Raw genomic sequence first — 16,494 nt, forward strand, 5'->3', positions numbered from 1 at the left:
TGCGGTAATCGATTGCTGTTATTAGGACTTAGCTTGCGCCCACGATCCGCCGGCAATGCGCGCGCGCCTCGGCGATCAGGTTCTCGCTCGCCTCCGGGGTGCGGAAGGCCGAATGCGCCGAGAGCGTGACGTTGGGCAGCGCGGTGAGGGGATGGTCGGCAGGCAGCGGCTCGATGTCGAACACGTCGAGCGCAGCATGGCGGAGGTGACCCGAGCGCAGCGCGTCGATCATCGCGGCCTCATCGACGAGGGCGCCGCGCGCGGTGTTGACCAGGATTGCGCCCGGCCGCATCGCGGCGATCCGCTGGCGCGACAGGAACCCGCGGGTCTCGTCATTGAGCAACAGATGCATCGAAACGACGTGGCTGTCGCGCAGCAGGGTGTCGAGATCGACGAAGCTGACGCCGTCGATCTGCTTCGTGCTCCTGTTCCAGGCGATCACCTTCATGCCCGAGCCGTAAGCGATCCGCGCTACTTCGGCGCCGATGCCGCCGAAGCCGATCAGGCCGAGGGTCTTGCCGGTGAGCTGCATGCCGTCTTCACGCAGCCATTGCCCGTGCCGCATCTCGCGATCCATGATCGCAAGATTGCGGGCCGCCGCCCACATCAGCGCGATGGTCCCTTCTGCAACCGCGGTGTCGCCGTAGCCGCGGATCAGGTGAACCTCGATGCCGAGCTCGGCGAGTTCTTCGATGTTCATGTAGCTCCGGGCGCCGGTGCCGAGAAACACGACGTGCTTCAGCCCGGTGCAGCGCCGTGCGATTTCGGTCGGCAGATAGGTGTGGTCGATCATCGCGATGGCGCCGCCGGCCAGCACATCCGGCAATTGCTCGGGTGTGACGTCCGGGTCGCGGTGGATCTTCACCGCTGGATCGCCGGGCGTCGCCATGCGCTCCATCAGTTCGGCAAGCGTATCGCTGGCGTCGACGAACACCGCGTGCATGGTGATCTCCCCCGAAATCTGCTGGTGTTGTCGGCGATTACTTGGCGACGCCGGCGAGCGACAGCACGGTATGCAGCAGCACGTTGGCGCCGGCGGCGCAGTCGGGCTGGGTCGCGTCTTCCAGCTCGTTATGGCTGATGCCGTCCTTGCACGGCACGAAGATCATCGCGGTCGGAATTCGGGTGTTGAGGTTGCAGGCATCGTGGCCGGCGCCCGAGGTGATGCGGCGGTTCTGATAGCCGAGGGCGTTGGCGGCGTTCTCGACGCTGCCGACCAGGGCAGGATCGAAGTGCGTCGGCTCCTTGCGCCACACCAGATCGAGCGCGACCTCGACCTTGCGCCGGGGCGCGATCTCGGCAACCGCGGCGCGCAGCCGCTGGTCGAGCTGGTCCATGATCGCCGCATCGGCACTACGCATGTCGATGGTGAAGGCGATCTCGCCGGGAATGACGTTGCGCGACGGTGAGGCGATTACCGCTTCGCCGACGGTGCCGACGGCATTGGGGCCGAGCTCGGTTGCGATCTTTTCGACCGCCAGCACGATCTCCGACAGCGTCGCCAGCGCATCGCGGCGCAGATGCATCGGCGTCGATCCGGCATGGCTTTCGAAGCCGGTGATCTTGCCGTCGTACCACAGCACACCCTGGCCATGATCGACCACGCCGATGGTCTTGCCTTCCGCTTCCAGGATCGGGCCCTGCTCGATGTGCAGTTCGATAAAGCCGGTAAACGGCTGGGCGCCGACCGGCTTGTCGCCGCGATAGCCGATGCCGTCGAGCGCTTCGGCGACGCTGATGCCGGCTGCATCCTTGCGCGACAGCACGTCCTCGACCGTGAAGTCGCCGACGAACGCCGCCGAGCCCATCATTGCCGGAGCGAACCGCGAGCCTTCTTCGTTGGTCCAGTTGGTGATGCACAGCGGCAGTTCGGTCTCGATGCCGGCGTTGTTGAGCGTCCGGATCACTTCGAGGGCGGCGAGGGTACCGAGGATGCCGTCAAACTTGCCGCCGGTCGGCTGAGTATCGAGATGCGAGCCGAGGCCGATCGGCGGCTTGGTCATATCCCGGCCCTTGCGCAGCGCGAACATGTTGCCGAGGGAATCGATGCTGACCTCGAGCCCTGCCTGCTCGCATGCCTGGCGAAACCAGTCGCGCACCTGCTTGTCTTCCGCCGACAGCGTCAGCCGTTTGACGCCGCCCTTTGGAGTGCCGCCGACCTGCGCGGTGCCGAGGATGGTGTCCCACAGCCGCGAGGAATCGATCTGCAGGTTCGAGGCAGTCTTGGTCATAGTCACTCCGGAAAGTCAGCGCGGACGCGCGAGGCAGAACGAAAGTGTGTCAAGCCGGCTGGGCGCGCGTCAACCAATCGCCGGTTCAACGACGTGGGCAATATCGCGGAGCTGCATTGCAGGATCGGGCATGAAGCCGCCGGTGTGCGCAATCTCGGCTGCGAGCTCGGCAACGCGCTCGATCGCGACGGTGTCGGGCGAAGCGAGCCAGCTCGCGGAGAACCGCAGCGGTGAGATTTTCAGGTTGGTCTGCAGCAGTTGCAGCCGGCCTTCGGCGAGTTCGTTCTCGACGATTGCGGTCGGGATCACCGCGATGCCGAGGCCTTCGATCGCCATGTGGATCACCGTGCCGAGCGACGCCGATGCATGCAGGCGGATCGGCGGCAGCTCCGGCTTGTTGAACAGCGAGCGCACGATCTCATAAGGCTGCGTCTTGCGCGGGAAGGTGATGATCGGGAATTTCGCCAAATCTCCAACAGTCAACGGACCGTTGCCGAGGCCGAGCGACGGGCTGGCAAGGAAGCCGATCGGATACTCGCACAACACCCGGCTGCGCACGGTCGAGGCCGTCATCGGGCCGAGCAGGAACGCCAGCTCGATCTCCTGTGCGAGCAGCCGCGCGCGCAGGTTCGGCGTGATGTCGACTTCGATTTCCAGCGACAGATTGGGATAGACCCGGTTCACCTGTTCGATCAGCCGCGGCAGCCAGGTGTGGACGATAGTTTCGGCGACGCCGAGCCGCAGCACGCCGCGCATACTCGACTGATCGCTTACCGCCGCCATCATCTCGGTCCGCAGCCGGATCAGCTTCTCGGCATACAGCATCAACTGCCGGCCGCTCGGCGTCGGCGAGGCGACCCGGTGGTCGCGCTGCAGCAGCCGCACCCCGAGCTCCCGCTCCAGTTGCGCGATCCGCTGCGAGATCGCCGGCTGGGTTGTGTTCAGCTTCTGCGCCGCGCCGCGGAAGCTGCCGAGCGTGACGACCCAAATGAATGTTTCGAGCGCTTTGAAGTCCACCATCGGTCGACTCCTTTGGTCGATAAGACAGGTTTATTGTTTCCGATCAGAAACAAAGATTAGACATTATACTAGGCTTCCGCTCCTCTACTGTCGAGAGACTAGGCAGGACGAGCGAATGACTGTTTTTGCGGCAGAGCAACAGTTCCACGACGCCGAAAGGCCGCTTCCTTCCCATCAGGCCCGGCTTGCCTGCCGCGCCGGACTCGCCGAAACGACGGCCGGTGTGGCGCCCGGTTTCGTCCAGGGCAACCTGGCGATCCTCCCGGAAAAATACGCCGCCGCCTTCCACCGCTTCTGTCAGCTTAACCCAAAGCCGTGCCCGATCGTCGGTATGTCTGACGTCGGCAACCCGATGATTCCATCGCTCGGGATTGACCTCGACATCCGCACCGACCTGCCGCGCTATCGGGTCTGGCGGGACGGTGAGCTGGCCGAGGAGCCGACCGATATTCTTGCGCATTGGCGTGACGACCTGGTCGCCTTTGTGATCGGCTGCTCGTTCTCGTTCGAGGAGGCGCTGCTCGCCGACGACATTCCGATCCGCCATATCGAGGAGAAGGTGCGGGTGCCGATGTATCGCACCAACATCCCGTGCGCGCCGGCCGGTCCGTTCTCCGGGCCGATGGTGGTGTCGATGCGGCCGCTGAAGCCGAAGGACGCGATCCGGGCGATCCAGATTACCTCGCGCTTTCCCTCCGTTCACGGCGCTCCGGTGCATATCGGATTGCCGCAGTCGATCGGGATCGCCGACATCGCCAAGCCGGACTATGGCGACCCGGTGCCAATCGGCTCCGACGAATTACCAGTGTTTTGGGCCTGCGGTGTCACTCCCCAGGCGGTGATTGCCGCCGCTAAAGTCCCGTTCGCCATCACCCACGCGCCCGGATTGATGCTTGTCACCGACCTGAAGAACAAGCACCTTGCCGTGCTGTAACGCCGAACCGAACCTCTGACCGCTTCACTCCCAACGCTGGTAGCAAAGGAAGACGTCATGAAGATCAATCGCCGTAACCTCGTTCTCGGCGGCGCGGTCAGCGCCGCTTTGCTGCCGTTCGCGACGGCACGGGCCGAGACCAAGGAAGTCGTCATCGGTGTGATCTATCCGTTGTCGGGATCGAGCGCCCAGATCGGCGTCGACGCGCAGAAGGCGTTCCAGACCGCCGCCGAACTGATCAATAACAAGTACGATTTCGATCTGCCGCTGGCGCGCGGCGAGGGCCTTCCGGGGCTCGGTGGCGCCAAGGTCCGCCTCGTATTCGCCGACCATCAGGCCGATCCGCAGAAGGGCCGCGCCGAAGCCGAGCGGCTGATCACTCAGGAGAAGGTCTGCGCCATCGTCGGCACCTACCAGAGCGCCGTGGCGGTCACCGTCAGCCAGGTTTGTGAGCGCTATCAGGTCCCGTTCCTGTCGGCCGACAACTCCTCGCCGAGCCTGCATCGCCGCGGCCTGAAGTATTATTTCCGGCCGGCTCCGCACGACGAGATGTTCTCGCAGGCGATGTTCGATTTCTTTGATGCCCTGAAGAAGAAGGGCCAGAAGATCGAGACCCTGGCGCTGTTCCACGAAGACACCATCTTCGGCACCGACTCCTCGAACGCGCAGCTCAAGCTGGCGCAGGAGCGCGGCTACAGGATCGCGGCGGACATCAAGTATCGCGCCAACTCGCCGTCGCTCACCGCCGAGGTGCAGCAGCTCAAGGCTGCGGACGCCGACGTGCTGATGCCGTCGAGCTACACCACCGACGGCATCCTGTTGATCCGCACCATGGGTGAGCTCGGCTACAAGGCCAAGAACATCGTGGCGCAGGACGCCGGCTTCTCCGAGAAGGCGCTGTATGACGCGGTCGGTGACAAGATTCCGGGCGTGATCTCGCGCGGCTCGTTCTCGATCGACCTTGCGCAGAAGCGGCCGATGGTCGGCAAGATCAACGACATGTACAAGGAGAAGTCCGGCAAGGACTTCAACGATTACTCGTCGCGGCAGTTCATGGGCCTGATCGTGATGGCCGACGCCATCAACCGCGCCAAATCGACCGACGGCGAGAAGATCCGCGACGCGCTGGCCGCCACCGACATGCCGGGCGAGCAGACCATCATGCCGTGGAGCCGCGTCAAGTTCGACGAGACCGGCCAGAACACCTTCGCCGACCCGGTGCTGCTGCAATATGTCGGTGGCAAGTTCGTCACCATCTTCCCCACCCAGGCCGCGGTCGCCGACGCGATCTGGCCGATGCCGTAACGCAAGAGTTGAAACGGGCGCACCTTGGTGCGCCCGTTTCTGCGAGGAGCCTAGCGACGACGCAATCCAGCGCTGGGCTCCTGTTTTGGATTGCTTCGCTTCGCTCGCAATGACGGAGAGAGGACTTTGACCACCGCGACGATCATCCAGTCTCTCGCCAGCGGCCTGCTGATGGGACTTCTGTACGGCTTGGTCGCGGTCGGCCTGGCTCTGATCTTTGGCCTGATGGACGTCACCAACTTCGCCCACGGCGAATTCCTGATGTTGGCGATGTACATCACCTTCTTCCTGTTCGCGTTCTTCGCGATCGATCCGATCCTCGCTGCTCCACTCGTTGGGGCGGCGATGTTCATATTCGGCGCGGTGATCTACTTATTGGTCGTCAGATTTGCGATGCGAGCCAGAGCCAATATCGGCATGGTGCAGATCTTCACGACCTTCGGCCTCGCGATCCTGATGCGCGGCCTGGCGCAGTACTTCTTCACCCCCGACTATCGCAGCATCAACGTCTCCTGGCTCGGCGGCAAGACGCTGGAGATCGGCGGCGTTTTCCTGCCGGTGCCGCAGCTGGTCGGCGCGCTGGTGTCGATCGCAGCGTTCGGCGCGCTGTACTTCTTCATGAAGAAGACCGACTTTGGCCGTGCCTTGGAAGCGACCCGCGAGGACGCCGGCGCGGTGGCGCTGGTCGGCATCGACAAGAATAAGGTGTTCGCCTTGGGCTGGGGGCTGGGTTCAGCCCTGATCGGGCTTGCCGGCGCCGTGATGGCGATCTTCTTCTACATCTATCCCGATGTCGGCGCCTCGTTCGCGCTGATTGCCTACGTCACGGTGGCGCTCGGGGGCTTCGGCAGCGTGTTCGGCGCCTTTGCCGGCGGCATTATCGTCGGTCTGGTCGAGGCGACCACCGCAATGATCCTGCCGCCGTCGCTGAAGTCGATCGGGATCTACGCCGTTTATCTGCTGGTTGTGTTCATTCGGCCGCGTGGCCTGTTCGGATCGATCTGATGGACGAGGCTTATCTCAAACGCCGCCGCCGCGACCTGATCGTCGCCGCTCTGCTCGCTGCCGCCGCCGCCTGCGCGCCGCTGTTCATCAAGGACGTCTACGTCCAGAACATCATGGTGCTGACCCTGATGTACGCGGCCTTATCGCAAGGCTGGAACATCCTGGGCGGCTATTGCGGCCAGATCTCGCTCGGCCACGCGCTGTATTTCGGCCTCGGGGCCTACACCACGGCGCTGCTGTTCACCAAGCTCGGCGTGCTGCCCTGGTTCGGCATGATCGGCGGCGGCATCATCTCCTCGGTGATTGCGCTGGCGCTCGGCTATCCGACCTTCCGGCTGCGCGGGCACTATTTTGTCATCGCCACCATCGTGATCGCCGAGATCGGTTTCCTGTTGTTCCACAATTGGGACTGGGCCGGTGCGGCGCTCGGCATCGACATTCCGGTGCGCGGCGACAGCTGGGCCAAATTCCAGTTCACCCGCAGCAAGCTGCCTTACTATTACTTCGCTCTGGTGTTCTGCTGCCTCGCTTGGCTGATCACCTGGTGGCTGGAAGACTCGAAGTGGGGCTACTGGTGGCGCGCCGTGAAGGACAATCCGGATGCCGCGGAAAGCCTCGGCGTGGTGGTGTTCAACTCCAAGATGGGCGCCGCCGCGGTGTCGGCGTTCCTCACCGCGGTGGGCGGCAGCTTTTACGCGATGTTCGTATCCTACATCGATCCTGAAAGCGTGATGACCTTCCAGTTCTCGCTGCTGATGGCGCTGCCCGCCGTGCTCGGTGGCATCGGCACGCTGTGGGGGCCTGTGCTCGGCGCTGCGATCCTGATCCCGCTCACCGAGCTGACGCGGTCGTTCGTCGGTGGTTCGGGACGCGGCGTCGACCTGATCCTGTACGGCAGCGTGATTGTGGTGATCGCGCTGGCGCGGCCGGAAGGCTTGATCGGGCTGTTCTCCCGCCGCCCGGCTTCCAAGGGAGTGCCGCAATGAGCGAGACACTTCTGGAGACCCGCGGGGTGTGGCAGCGCTTCGGTGGCCTCGTCGCCAACAGCGACGTCTCGATCAAGGTCGGGCGCGGCGAGATCGTCGGCCTAATCGGCCCGAACGGCGCCGGCAAGTCGACGCTGTTCAACCTGATCGCCGGCGTGCTGCCGCCGACCCAAGGCTCGATCATCTTCGATGGCGAGGATGTCACCAAATTGCCGGCCACCGCGCGCTGCGCCCGCGGGATCGGCCGGACCTTCCAGGTGGTGAAGAGCTTCGAGTCGATGACGGTGATCGACAACGTCATCGTCGGCGCGCTGATCCGCACCACGGTGATGCGCGAAGCGCGGCGCAAGGCACATGAGGTGCTGAAGTTCTGCGGCCTGGATGCGCGAGCCGACGTGCTCGCCAGTCAGCTGATCCCCTCGGAAAAGCGACGGCTCGAAGTCGCCCGCGCGCTCGCCACCGAGCCGAAGCTGCTGCTGCTCGACGAGGTGCTCACCGGCCTGACGCCCACCGAAGCGGAGAAGGGCGTCGAACTGGTCCGCCGCGTCCGCGACGCCGGCGTCACGGTGCTGATGGTCGAGCACGTCATGGAAATCGTCATGCCGCTGGTTGACCGTGCCATCGTTCTCGACCTCGGCAAGGTGCTCACCGAAGGCAAGCCGGCCGACGTGGTGCGCGACCCGAAAGTCATCACTGCTTATCTTGGGGATCGTCATGCTGTCGGTGCGTGAGGTCACCACCGCCTATAAGGGGCTGGTCGCGATTTCGAACGTTTCGATCGAGGTCGAGAAGGGCGAGATCGTCTGCGTCGCCGGCGCCAACGGCGCAGGCAAATCGACGCTGCTGAAATCGATCGCCGGCGCCGAGCGGATCCGCTCCGGCCAAGTGCTGTTCGACGGCGAGCGGCTCGACGGCGTCCCGCAGCATCTGATCACCAAGCGCGGCGTCGCCTATGTGCCGGAGAACCGCCGGTTGTTTCCGCGCCTCTCGGTGCACGACAATCTGCGGCTCGGAAGCTATCTCTACCGCGGTGAAGCCGACCGCGAAAAGCCGCTGGAATTCGTGTTCAGCCTGTTTCCCCGGCTGCAGGAGCGGCTTGAGCAGCGCGCCGAGACGTTAAGTGGCGGCGAGCAGCAGATGCTGGCGATCGGCCGCGCGCTGATGACACGGCCGCGCCTGTTGATGCTCGACGAGCCGTCGCAGGGCATCATGCCCAAGCTGGTCAGCGAGATCTTCCAGTCGGTGAAGAAAATCCGCGACGCCGGCATGACCGTGCTGATCGTCGAGCAGCGCATGGCCGAATGCCTCGAAATCGCCGACCGCGCCTACATCCTGCAGACCGGCCGAGTCCTGATGCAGGGCAAGGCCGCGGAGCTGATGGATAACCCGGACGTCCGGAAGGCGTATCTGGGGCTCTAGAGGCCGGTTCTCAGCAGGCGGCTGTTCTGCTAGACTGACGATATGAGCAGCGTCGAAGACATCGAAAGGGCGGTAGAGCAGCTGTCTGTCGAACAGCGGGCGCGGTTTCGCGCCTGGTTCGCCGAATACGATGCGGCCCGTTTTGATGAGCGCATCGAACGGGACGCCAGTGCCGGAAAACTGGACGAGCTTGCCGCCGAAGCTTTGGCAGAGCATCGTCATGGTCGCTCGCGCGAGCTGTGAAGCATCTGGCGAGCCCCAAATTCTGGGCCGCCTATCGCGCGCTTCCGCAACCGGTCTGCGCGCTCGCCGATAAGAACTCGCACTGCTGAAGGCTGATCCGGACCATCCCTCGCTGCACTTCAAGCGGGTAGGCCAGTTCTTCTCCGTCCGCGTTGGACTACGCTATCGTGCCCTTGCGCTTCCTGTGGACGAGGAGATGCTGTGATTCTGGATCGGCCCACACGCAGACTATGACTCGCTCCTGAAGTGATAATGCGCCATGCCCCGCTTCGCCGCTAATCTCAGTTTGCTGTTCACCGAATACGCTTTCCTCGATCGCTTCGAGGCGGCTGCTAAAGCCGGCTTCACGGCTGTGGAGTTTCTGTTTCCGTATGAGCACGACCCGGATGCGATCGGCGAGCGGTTGCGCCGCTTCGGGTTGACTCAAGCGTTGTTCAACCTGCCGCCGGGTGATTGGGCTGCCGGCGAAAAGGGCTTTGCGGCGCTGCCTGACAGGTTCGACGAACTCCAGCGTAGCCTGCACACCGCGCTGCCTTATGCGCTCGCGACCGGGGTGAAGCGGTTGCATCTGCTCGCCGGCAATGCCGACCGCCGCGACGGCGCGGCCGCGCTGGCGTTTCGGCGGTCGCTAGCGGTCGCGGCGCACTTCTTTGCGCCGCACGGCATCGACGTGCTGATCGAGCCGCTGAATCATCGGGATGCGCCGGGTTACTTCCTCGACGATGTCGACCATGCTCACGCGCTTGTCTGTGAAATGGCTATTCCCAATCTGAAGCTGCAGTTCGACGTCTATCACTGCCAGATCCTGCACGGCGACGTCACCACACGGCTGCGTGCGATGCTGACGGTCATCGGTCATATTCAGGTCGCCAGCGTGCCGTCCCGGCATGAGCCGGACGACGAGGAGCTGAACTACCCCTTTCTGTTCGCCGAGCTCGATCGGCTCGGTTACGCCGGCTTCGTCGGCGCCGAATATCGGCCGCGCGGCAAGACCGAGGATGGCCTCGGCTGGTTCAAGCCGTATCGCGCCGGAACCTGACGGCGCCGCCAGCGCGCATCGGTTTGCTGCACTGCAATCAATCTGTCGTGACCGCTCGGCGGAAACCCCTTAACACTGAGCGACCCCGCGGTTTGTCGCGTTGCTGCGGGCTGCGCGACGCTTGGCTAATTGCGCGGCTTTCGATAAATCAACACAAGGGCCCCGCCGGGCAGGCGGCCTTTCCGTAACAAGAAGACCGGGACGACCCGACGAATGATCGCGCTGGTCCGCATCGCACTGAGCCGGCCCTACACGTTCGTGGTGTTGGCGCTGCTGCTGCTGATCGTCGGTCCGCTGGCGGCGCTCCGCACCCCGACCGACATTTTCCCTGAAATTCGTATCCCGGTGATCGGTGTCGTCTGGCAGTACACCGGCCTGCCGCCGGATCAGATGGCCGGACGTATCACGACGCCGTTTCAGCGCGCGCTCACCACTACGGTGAACGACATCGAGCACATCGTGGCGAACTCCTATGGCGGGTTCGGTATCGTCAAGATCTTCTTCCAGCCCAATGTCGACATCCGCACCGCGAATGCGCAGGTCACCGCGATCTCGCAGACGCTGCTCAAGCAGATGCCGCCCGGCGCCACGCCGCCGTTGATCCTGAACTACTCCGCCTCCACCGTGCCGATCCTGCAGTTGGCGCTGTCGGGCGAGGGGATGACGGAACAGAGCCTTGCCGACCTCGCGATCAATCAGCTCCGCACCCCGCTGGTGACCGTGCCCGGCGCGGCGATCCCATGGCCGTTCGGCGGCAAGCAGCGCCAGATCCAGATCGACCTCGATCCCAGCGCCCTGCAGGCGCGGGGACTGTCGGGACAGGACGTCGCCAACGCGCTCGCCGCGCAGAACCTGATCACCCCGGTCGGCACCCAGAAGATCGGCGAGTTCGAATACATCATTCAGCTCAACAACTCGCCGCTGAAGATCGAGGAGCTCGGCAATCTGCCGATCAAGGCGGTCGGCGGCGCGATGGTCTACATCCGCGACGTGGCCTCGGTGCGCGACGGCAACCCGCCGCAGACCAACATCGTGCATGTCGACGGCAACCGTTCAGTGCTGATGATGGTGCTGAAGGCCGGCGCGGTGTCGACGCTCGATATCATTGCCGGCATCAAGCAGAAGATCGTCGACGTCAAAGACGCCATGCCGGAGTCGCTGAAGATCGCGCTGATCGGCGACCAATCCGTGTTCGTCCGCGGGGCCATCACCGGCGTCGCCGTCGAGGGCGTGATCGCGGCGCTGCTGACCAGCGTGATGATCCTGCTGTTCCTGGGCAGCTGGCGATCGACCATCATCATCGCAGTGTCGATCCCGCTGTCGGTGCTCGGCGCCATTATCTGCCTGTCGGCGATCGGCGAGACGCTGAACATCATGACGCTGGGCGGCCTCGCGCTGGCGGTGGGGATCCTGGTCGACGACGCCACGGTGACGATCGAGAACATCAATTGGCACCTGGAGCAGGGCAAGGAGGTCGAGCCTGCGATTCTCGACGGCGCCAATCAGATCGTGACGCCGGCCTTCGTCTCGCTGTTGTGCATCTGCATTGTGTTCGTACCAATGTTCTTCCTGCAGGGCGTCGCGCGCTATCTGTTCGTGCCGATGGCCGAAGCGGTGATGTTCGCGATGGCCTGGTCGTTCCTGCTGTCGCGTACGTTGGTGCCGACGATGGCCAAGTATTTGTTGAAGCCGCACGTCCATCACGACAGCCTCTCGGGCCGGAAGCCGTCGCGCAATCCGCTGGTGCGCTTTCAGCAGGCGTTCGAAGGTGTGTTCGCCCGGTTCCGCCACGGCTATGGTGATCTGCTGACCCTGGCGATGGGGCATCGCCGGGTGTTCGTCGCCGGCTTCCTCGGCGTGGTCGCGTTGTCGTTCGCGCTGGTGCCGTATCTCGGCCGCAACTTCTTTCCCTCGGTCGATGCCGGACAGATCCTGATGCATGTCCGCACCCAGGTCGGGACCCGGATCGAGGAGACGGCCAATCAGCTCGCCGAGGTGCAGAAGGCGGTCCGCAAGATCATTCCGCCGGATCAGATCGAGACCCTGACCGACAACATCGGCATGCCGATCTCGGGCATCAATCTCACCTACAACAACACCGGCGTGATCGGCACCCAGGATGCGGACATCCAGATCAAGCTGAAGGGCGAGCACCGGCCGACTGCGGAGTACGTGAAAATCCTGCGCGAGCAGCTGCCACGGCAGTTCCCGGGCATGACCTTCGCGTTCCTGCCTGCCGATATCGTCAGCCAGATCCTCAATTTCGGCGCGCCGGCGCCGATCGATCTGCAGATCCGCGGCGCCAATTTGCCGGCGAACTTCGATTACGCCGGCAAGCTGCTGGCCAAGATCAAGCGTATCCCGGGCGTGGCCGATGCCCGCATTCAGCAATCGCCCAACAACCCGACCTTCAATATCGATGTCGACCGCACCCGCGCCCAATATGTCGGCCTGACCGAGCGTGACGTTACCAACAGCCTCGTTGTCAATCTGGCCGGTTCGTCGCAGGTGGCGCCGACCTATTATCTCAATCCAGAGAACGGCGTGTCGTATTCGATCGTGATGCAGACGCCGCAATATCACGTCGATTCGCTGAGCAAGCTCGAGACCATTCCGGTCTCGGCTTCCGGTGCGGCCACGGCAAGCGCGCCGATCCTCGGTGGCCTTGCCGAGATCAAGCGCTCCGCCGGCAATGCTGTGGTGTCGCAATACGACATCCAGTCGATCGTGCAGATCTTCGCCACCACGCAGGGGCGGGATCTCGGTGCGGTGTCGGCCGATATCCGCAAGGTGATCGACGAGACCAAGCCCGAGGTGCCGAAAGGCTCATCGGTCGTTTTGCTCGGCCAGGTCGAGACCATGAACAGCGCGTTCGCCGGGCTGCTGTTCGGCCTACTCGGCGCGATCGTGCTGATCTATCTGCTGATCGTGGTTAACTTCCAATCTTGGGCCGACCCGTTCGTGATCATCACCGCGCTGCCGGCGGCGCTTGCCGGCATCGTCTGGATGCTGTTCGCGACCGGCACCACGTTGTCGGTGCCGGCGCTCACGGGCGCGATCATGTGCATGGGCGTTGCCACAGCCAACAGCGTGCTGGTGATCTCTTTCGCGCGCGAGCGCTACGCGGTGCTCGGTGATCCGATGCAGGCCGCGCTGGAGTCCGGCTTTGTCCGATTCCGTCCGGTGCTGATGACGGCGCTGGCGATGATCATCGGCATGGCGCCGATGGCGCTCGGCCTCGGCGAGGGCGGCGAGCAGAACGCGCCGCTCGGCCGCGCCGTGATCGGCGGTCTGCTGTTTGCGACGTTCGCGACGCTGATGTTCGTGCCGGTGGTTTTCAGCATGGTTCACAAGCAACAGCCGGCGTCCGATGCCGCGCCCGCTCCGGAGATGTCGCATGCCCACTGATCAACCGCCGCGCAGATCCCGTCGCGGTCTTGGCATCGCCGGCGTGGTGCTGGCCTGTGGGGCGGTCGCGATCGTCGTCACCGGCATCAGCGCTCGCGAGAAGAGCAGTGCCGAGCTGCGGACCTGGACCGACGAGCAGGCGATTTCCAGCGTGGCGGTGACGCGGCCGGACGGCAAGGCGCCGACCACCACGCTCGATCTGCCGGGCCGGCTGGAGGCGTATTCGCGCGCGCCGATCTACGCGCGCGTCTCCGGCTACGTGAAAAGCTGGAGCGCCGATATCGGCGCCAAGGTGAAAGCCGGTGAGGTGATCGCCGAGATCGAGGCGCCGGATCTCGATCAGCAATTGCTGCAGGCCCGTGCCGATCTCGCCAGCCAGCAGGCAAGCGCGAAGCTTTCGGAAGCGACCCTGAACCGCCGCAAGACGCTGGTAGCGTCGAACTTCGTCTCAGCGCAGGAGATCGACGAACGCACCGCGGATCTTGCCGCCAAGAAGGCCGCGGTGAACTCCGGCCAGGCCAATGTCGAACGGCTCGAAGCGCTTGCCGGCTATAAGAAGATCACCGCGCCGTTCGAGGGCATCGTCACTGAGCGCAACACCGACGTCGGTGCGCTGATCAACGCCGGCTCCAGCTCAGGGCCGGCGATGTTCGTGGTGTCGGATATCGCCAAGCTGCGCGTTTACGTCAACGTGCCGCAGAACTACGCGCCGCTGGTGCGGATCGGCGGCAAGGCCGTGATCGCGCTGCCGGAATATCCGGGCCGCACTTTCCCGGCGACGGTTGAAGCGTCTTCGCAGGCGGTGGACGTCGCCTCCGGCACGATGCGGATTCAACTTGGGCTCGACAACGCCAGGGGCGAACTGTTGCCGGGCGGCTTCGCCAATGTGAAGCTCGCGCTGGCTCGCGATCAGGCGCCGCTTCACATTCCCGCGTCTGCGCTGATTTTCAACCGCAGCGGGCTGCGTGTTGCGACGGTCGGCCCGGATGATCGTGTCCAGCTCAAGCCTGTCACCATCGCACGCGACCTCGGCCGCGAGATCGAGCTGTCGGCCGGTCTCACCGCCGACGACCGTATCATCATCGCGCCGCCGGACGGCATCGCCAACGGCGAGAAGGTGCGCGTCGTGGCCGACGATGCAGCCAAGGCAGGGAAGCCGACGGCGTCGGAGAAGCAGGACGTGAAGGGGTAGGACGCTTGCGTTCGATCCCGCACCTTTGAGATCGGACAAGCCCTCTCCCCGTCATAGCGAGGAGCGCAGCGACGAAGCAATCCAGCCCGGTGCACGGCGTCCCTGGATTGCTTCGCTTCGTTCGCAATGACGTAGATGGGGTGTGGCTCGGTCGCTCTGAAGGCCCGAACTAACCGGCGTTCCGCCATTCCAGCACGCCATCGGCTGCGGTGGCGATCGGTCCGCGCGTGCCGACCGGGCTGCGGTCCATATCGGTCAGGAACGTCAGCGTCGCCTGATCCTGAGCCGGCACGCGCGCCAGCGCGCGAGCGCCGTCAGCGGTGCGCAGCATCACCACGCCATGCTGGACCTCGCCGCGACCGTCATAGATCACAGTAAACGTCTCGACCGTGCCGTCACCGTTGGCCTCGGTGACGAAGCGCGGCACGGCGCCATAGGCCGCGTCGGCCTTCGCCTGCACGCTGATGTCTTCGCTCAGCGGTTGCTGCGGCGGGGTGCGCGAAACGATCAGACCGTGGTGCTTGGTGACGAAACCGCCCTGGCCGTACAGCAGGCCGAGCTTGGCGCCGTCGCGCAGGCGGCGCACCATCGCGCAGGCGGCATGGGTCATGTAGGTGTTGAGCGGCGCCCCGAAGAAGGTGAGGCCGCCTGTCACCGTCGGCTCGACGTCGTCGCCGAGACCGAGCGTGCGCCGCGCCATCTTCGGCACCACCGGGAAGCACGAGTACAGCTCGATCGCGTCGAAGGCGCGACCGTCGCCGCCCACCATCGCCTTGATGGTCTCCAGCACCGCGTTCTGGGCGTGGCTCTGCACGAACTGATCGCGGGCGAGATAATCACGCGGCTCTTCGGCGGATGCGCCGCCGTGGATGTAGATCAGCTTGTCCTCGGGAATGCCGGCTTCGCGCGCCTTAGCCAGCGAGGTCAGCAGCACCGCGGCGCCGAGATTGACGCTCGGATTGGCGACCATCAGTTTGGTGTAGGGCCAGGCGATCAGCCGGTTGTCGGACGAAGGCGTGGTGATCTCGTTCGGTGCGAAGGCGCGTTTGATCCAGGCGTTCGGATTGCGCGCCGCTGCCGCCGCGTAGCGCGACCATAGCACCCCGGATTCGTCGAGCGCCTGCTGCGGTGTCTGCCCCCAATGCGCCGCAGTGGCGGCCTCATACAACGGATACACCGTGATCGGCCGAGCGACCCCGAGGGTCGAGGCGATCGGCAGCTGGAACGCCGCGCCGCGCTTCGGCTCGGGCGCATCGTGGGCGAACGGCGTCCACGGCAGGTCGATCTTTGCCCTTGCGGCCTTGGTCGCGGTTGACTGCGCCTCGGCGCCGCAGACCACGGCGACCTGAGCTTCGCCGCGGGCGATCCGCAGCGCGGCTTCATGGATGAAGCGGATCGGGCTCTCGCCGCCGACCGGCCCGTAGAAACAGTGACGCGGCGCGATGCCGAGCCGCGTCGCGAGTTGTTCGGCCGGCGCGTGATAGCGCCAGCTCAGGAAGTTGACGATGTCGAGCGAGTCGATCTGTGGCAGCAGGCTCGCGGCGCTGTCGTTGCCGGCGCGTTGCACGGCGGCTTCGAGCAGCGCCAGCGGCTCCAGCCCTTGCGCGATGTCCTCGGGGTGGTCTGCGATTTCGCCGACACCGGCGATGACGGGAATGCGTTCGGGCGGGAGCGTGGTCGGCATTTCTTGCTTCTTATTGATCGAAGGGTGG

Annotated in this window: 14 protein-coding genes; 10 read left to right on the plus strand and 4 right to left on the minus strand. The window is 64.6% G+C overall.

Annotated elements, in window-relative coordinates; all coding sequences use genetic code 11:
* Window positions 1-28: 28 nt before the first annotated feature.
* The 3 genes from VRZ08_RS16320 to VRZ08_RS16330 form a co-directional block, all read right to left on the minus strand.
* Complete coding sequence (locus VRZ08_RS16320) at window positions 29-943, minus strand: NAD(P)-dependent oxidoreductase (protein WP_414533207.1); 915 nt, start codon at window positions 941-943, stop codon at window positions 29-31.
* Between the two features lie 37 nt (window positions 944-980).
* Entirely contained in the window at window positions 981-2,231 is a 1,251-nt protein-coding gene (locus VRZ08_RS16325; protein WP_414533208.1) for a Zn-dependent hydrolase, read from the minus strand.
* Between the two features lie 69 nt (window positions 2,232-2,300).
* Entirely contained in the window at window positions 2,301-3,251 is a 951-nt protein-coding gene (locus VRZ08_RS16330; RefSeq protein WP_107343723.1) for a LysR family transcriptional regulator, read from the minus strand.
* A gap of 115 nt (window positions 3,252-3,366) precedes the next feature.
* Between VRZ08_RS16330 and VRZ08_RS16335 the strand changes: the two genes are divergently transcribed.
* The 10 genes from VRZ08_RS16335 to VRZ08_RS16380 all read left to right on the plus strand — a co-directional run bounded on the left by VRZ08_RS16335 (window position 3,367) and on the right by VRZ08_RS16380 (window position 14,782).
* On the plus strand, window positions 3,367-4,185 hold the full coding sequence (locus tag VRZ08_RS16335) for a putative hydro-lyase (protein ID WP_414533209.1): 819 nt from the start codon (window positions 3,367-3,369) through the stop codon (window positions 4,183-4,185).
* A gap of 57 nt (window positions 4,186-4,242) precedes the next feature.
* Window positions 4,243-5,490, plus strand: a complete 1,248-nt coding sequence (locus VRZ08_RS16340) for an ABC transporter substrate-binding protein (protein ID WP_414533210.1) — start codon at window positions 4,243-4,245, stop codon at window positions 5,488-5,490.
* 126 nt (window positions 5,491-5,616) lie between these two features.
* Window positions 5,617-6,495 (plus strand): branched-chain amino acid ABC transporter permease, encoded by an 879-nt coding sequence (locus VRZ08_RS16345; protein ID WP_107354916.1) that lies wholly within the window; start codon window positions 5,617-5,619, stop codon window positions 6,493-6,495.
* A complete protein-coding gene (locus tag VRZ08_RS16350) occupies window positions 6,495-7,481 on the plus strand; it encodes a branched-chain amino acid ABC transporter permease (protein WP_107343727.1) in 987 nt (328 codons plus the stop codon). The genes VRZ08_RS16345 and VRZ08_RS16350 overlap by 1 nt, the downstream gene beginning before the upstream one ends.
* On the plus strand, window positions 7,478-8,212 hold the full coding sequence (locus VRZ08_RS16355) for an ABC transporter ATP-binding protein (RefSeq protein ID WP_107354918.1): 735 nt from the start codon (window positions 7,478-7,480) through the stop codon (window positions 8,210-8,212). Before VRZ08_RS16350 ends, VRZ08_RS16355 begins: the two co-directional genes overlap by 4 nt.
* Window positions 8,196-8,900: an ABC transporter ATP-binding protein gene (locus tag VRZ08_RS16360; RefSeq protein ID WP_107343729.1), complete on the plus strand. Its 705-nt coding sequence runs from the start codon at window positions 8,196-8,198 to the stop codon at window positions 8,898-8,900. The genes VRZ08_RS16355 and VRZ08_RS16360 overlap by 17 nt, the downstream gene beginning before the upstream one ends.
* Window positions 8,901-8,942: 42 nt before the next feature.
* On the plus strand, window positions 8,943-9,143 hold the full coding sequence (locus tag VRZ08_RS16365; protein ID WP_414533211.1) for a hypothetical protein: 201 nt from the start codon (window positions 8,943-8,945) through the stop codon (window positions 9,141-9,143).
* 259 nt (window positions 9,144-9,402) lie between these two features.
* Window positions 9,403-10,182: a 2-oxo-tetronate isomerase gene (gene otnI / locus VRZ08_RS16370; RefSeq protein WP_414533213.1), complete on the plus strand. Its 780-nt coding sequence runs from the start codon at window positions 9,403-9,405 to the stop codon at window positions 10,180-10,182.
* A 213-nt stretch (window positions 10,183-10,395) separates the two neighbouring features.
* Entirely contained in the window at window positions 10,396-13,590 is a 3,195-nt protein-coding gene (locus VRZ08_RS16375; RefSeq protein ID WP_414533214.1) for an efflux RND transporter permease subunit, read from the plus strand.
* Entirely contained in the window at window positions 13,580-14,782 is a 1,203-nt protein-coding gene (locus VRZ08_RS16380) for an efflux RND transporter periplasmic adaptor subunit (protein ID WP_414533215.1), read from the plus strand. Before VRZ08_RS16375 ends, VRZ08_RS16380 begins: the two co-directional genes overlap by 11 nt.
* Before the next feature lie 169 nt (window positions 14,783-14,951).
* On the opposite strand, the gene VRZ08_RS16385 is transcribed toward VRZ08_RS16380, so the two are convergent.
* On the minus strand, window positions 14,952-16,466 hold the full coding sequence (locus VRZ08_RS16385) for an acetyl-CoA acetyltransferase (protein ID WP_414533216.1): 1,515 nt from the start codon (window positions 16,464-16,466) through the stop codon (window positions 14,952-14,954).
* Between the last annotated feature and the right edge of the window lie 28 nt (window positions 16,467-16,494).

It is taken from the genome of Rhodopseudomonas sp. G2_2311, from assembly GCF_047501505.1.
Lineage (GTDB): Bacteria > Pseudomonadota > Alphaproteobacteria > Rhizobiales > Xanthobacteraceae > Rhodopseudomonas > Rhodopseudomonas palustris_H.

Coding starts and splice junctions, on each gene's coding strand:
- VRZ08_RS16320 (WP_414533207.1), bottom strand. CDS start 943: ATGCACGCGGTGTTCGTCGACGCCAGCGATACGCTTGCCGAACTGATG.
- VRZ08_RS16325 (WP_414533208.1), bottom strand. CDS start 2,231: ATGACCAAGACTGCCTCGAACCTGCAGATCGATTCCTCGCGGCTGTGG.
- VRZ08_RS16330 (WP_107343723.1), bottom strand. CDS start 3,251: ATGGTGGACTTCAAAGCGCTCGAAACATTCATTTGGGTCGTCACGCTC.
- VRZ08_RS16335 (WP_414533209.1), top strand. CDS start 3,367: ATGACTGTTTTTGCGGCAGAGCAACAGTTCCACGACGCCGAAAGGCCG.
- VRZ08_RS16340 (WP_414533210.1), top strand. CDS start 4,243: ATGAAGATCAATCGCCGTAACCTCGTTCTCGGCGGCGCGGTCAGCGCC.
- VRZ08_RS16350 (WP_107343727.1), top strand. CDS start 6,495: ATGGACGAGGCTTATCTCAAACGCCGCCGCCGCGACCTGATCGTCGCC.
- VRZ08_RS16355 (WP_107354918.1), top strand. CDS start 7,478: ATGAGCGAGACACTTCTGGAGACCCGCGGGGTGTGGCAGCGCTTCGGT.
- VRZ08_RS16360 (WP_107343729.1), top strand. CDS start 8,196: ATGCTGTCGGTGCGTGAGGTCACCACCGCCTATAAGGGGCTGGTCGCG.
- VRZ08_RS16365 (WP_414533211.1), top strand. CDS start 8,943: ATGAGCAGCGTCGAAGACATCGAAAGGGCGGTAGAGCAGCTGTCTGTC.
- otnI (WP_414533213.1), top strand. CDS start 9,403: ATGCCCCGCTTCGCCGCTAATCTCAGTTTGCTGTTCACCGAATACGCT.
- VRZ08_RS16375 (WP_414533214.1), top strand. CDS start 10,396: ATGATCGCGCTGGTCCGCATCGCACTGAGCCGGCCCTACACGTTCGTG.
- VRZ08_RS16380 (WP_414533215.1), top strand. CDS start 13,580: ATGCCCACTGATCAACCGCCGCGCAGATCCCGTCGCGGTCTTGGCATC.
- VRZ08_RS16385 (WP_414533216.1), bottom strand. CDS start 16,466: ATGCCGACCACGCTCCCGCCCGAACGCATTCCCGTCATCGCCGGTGTC.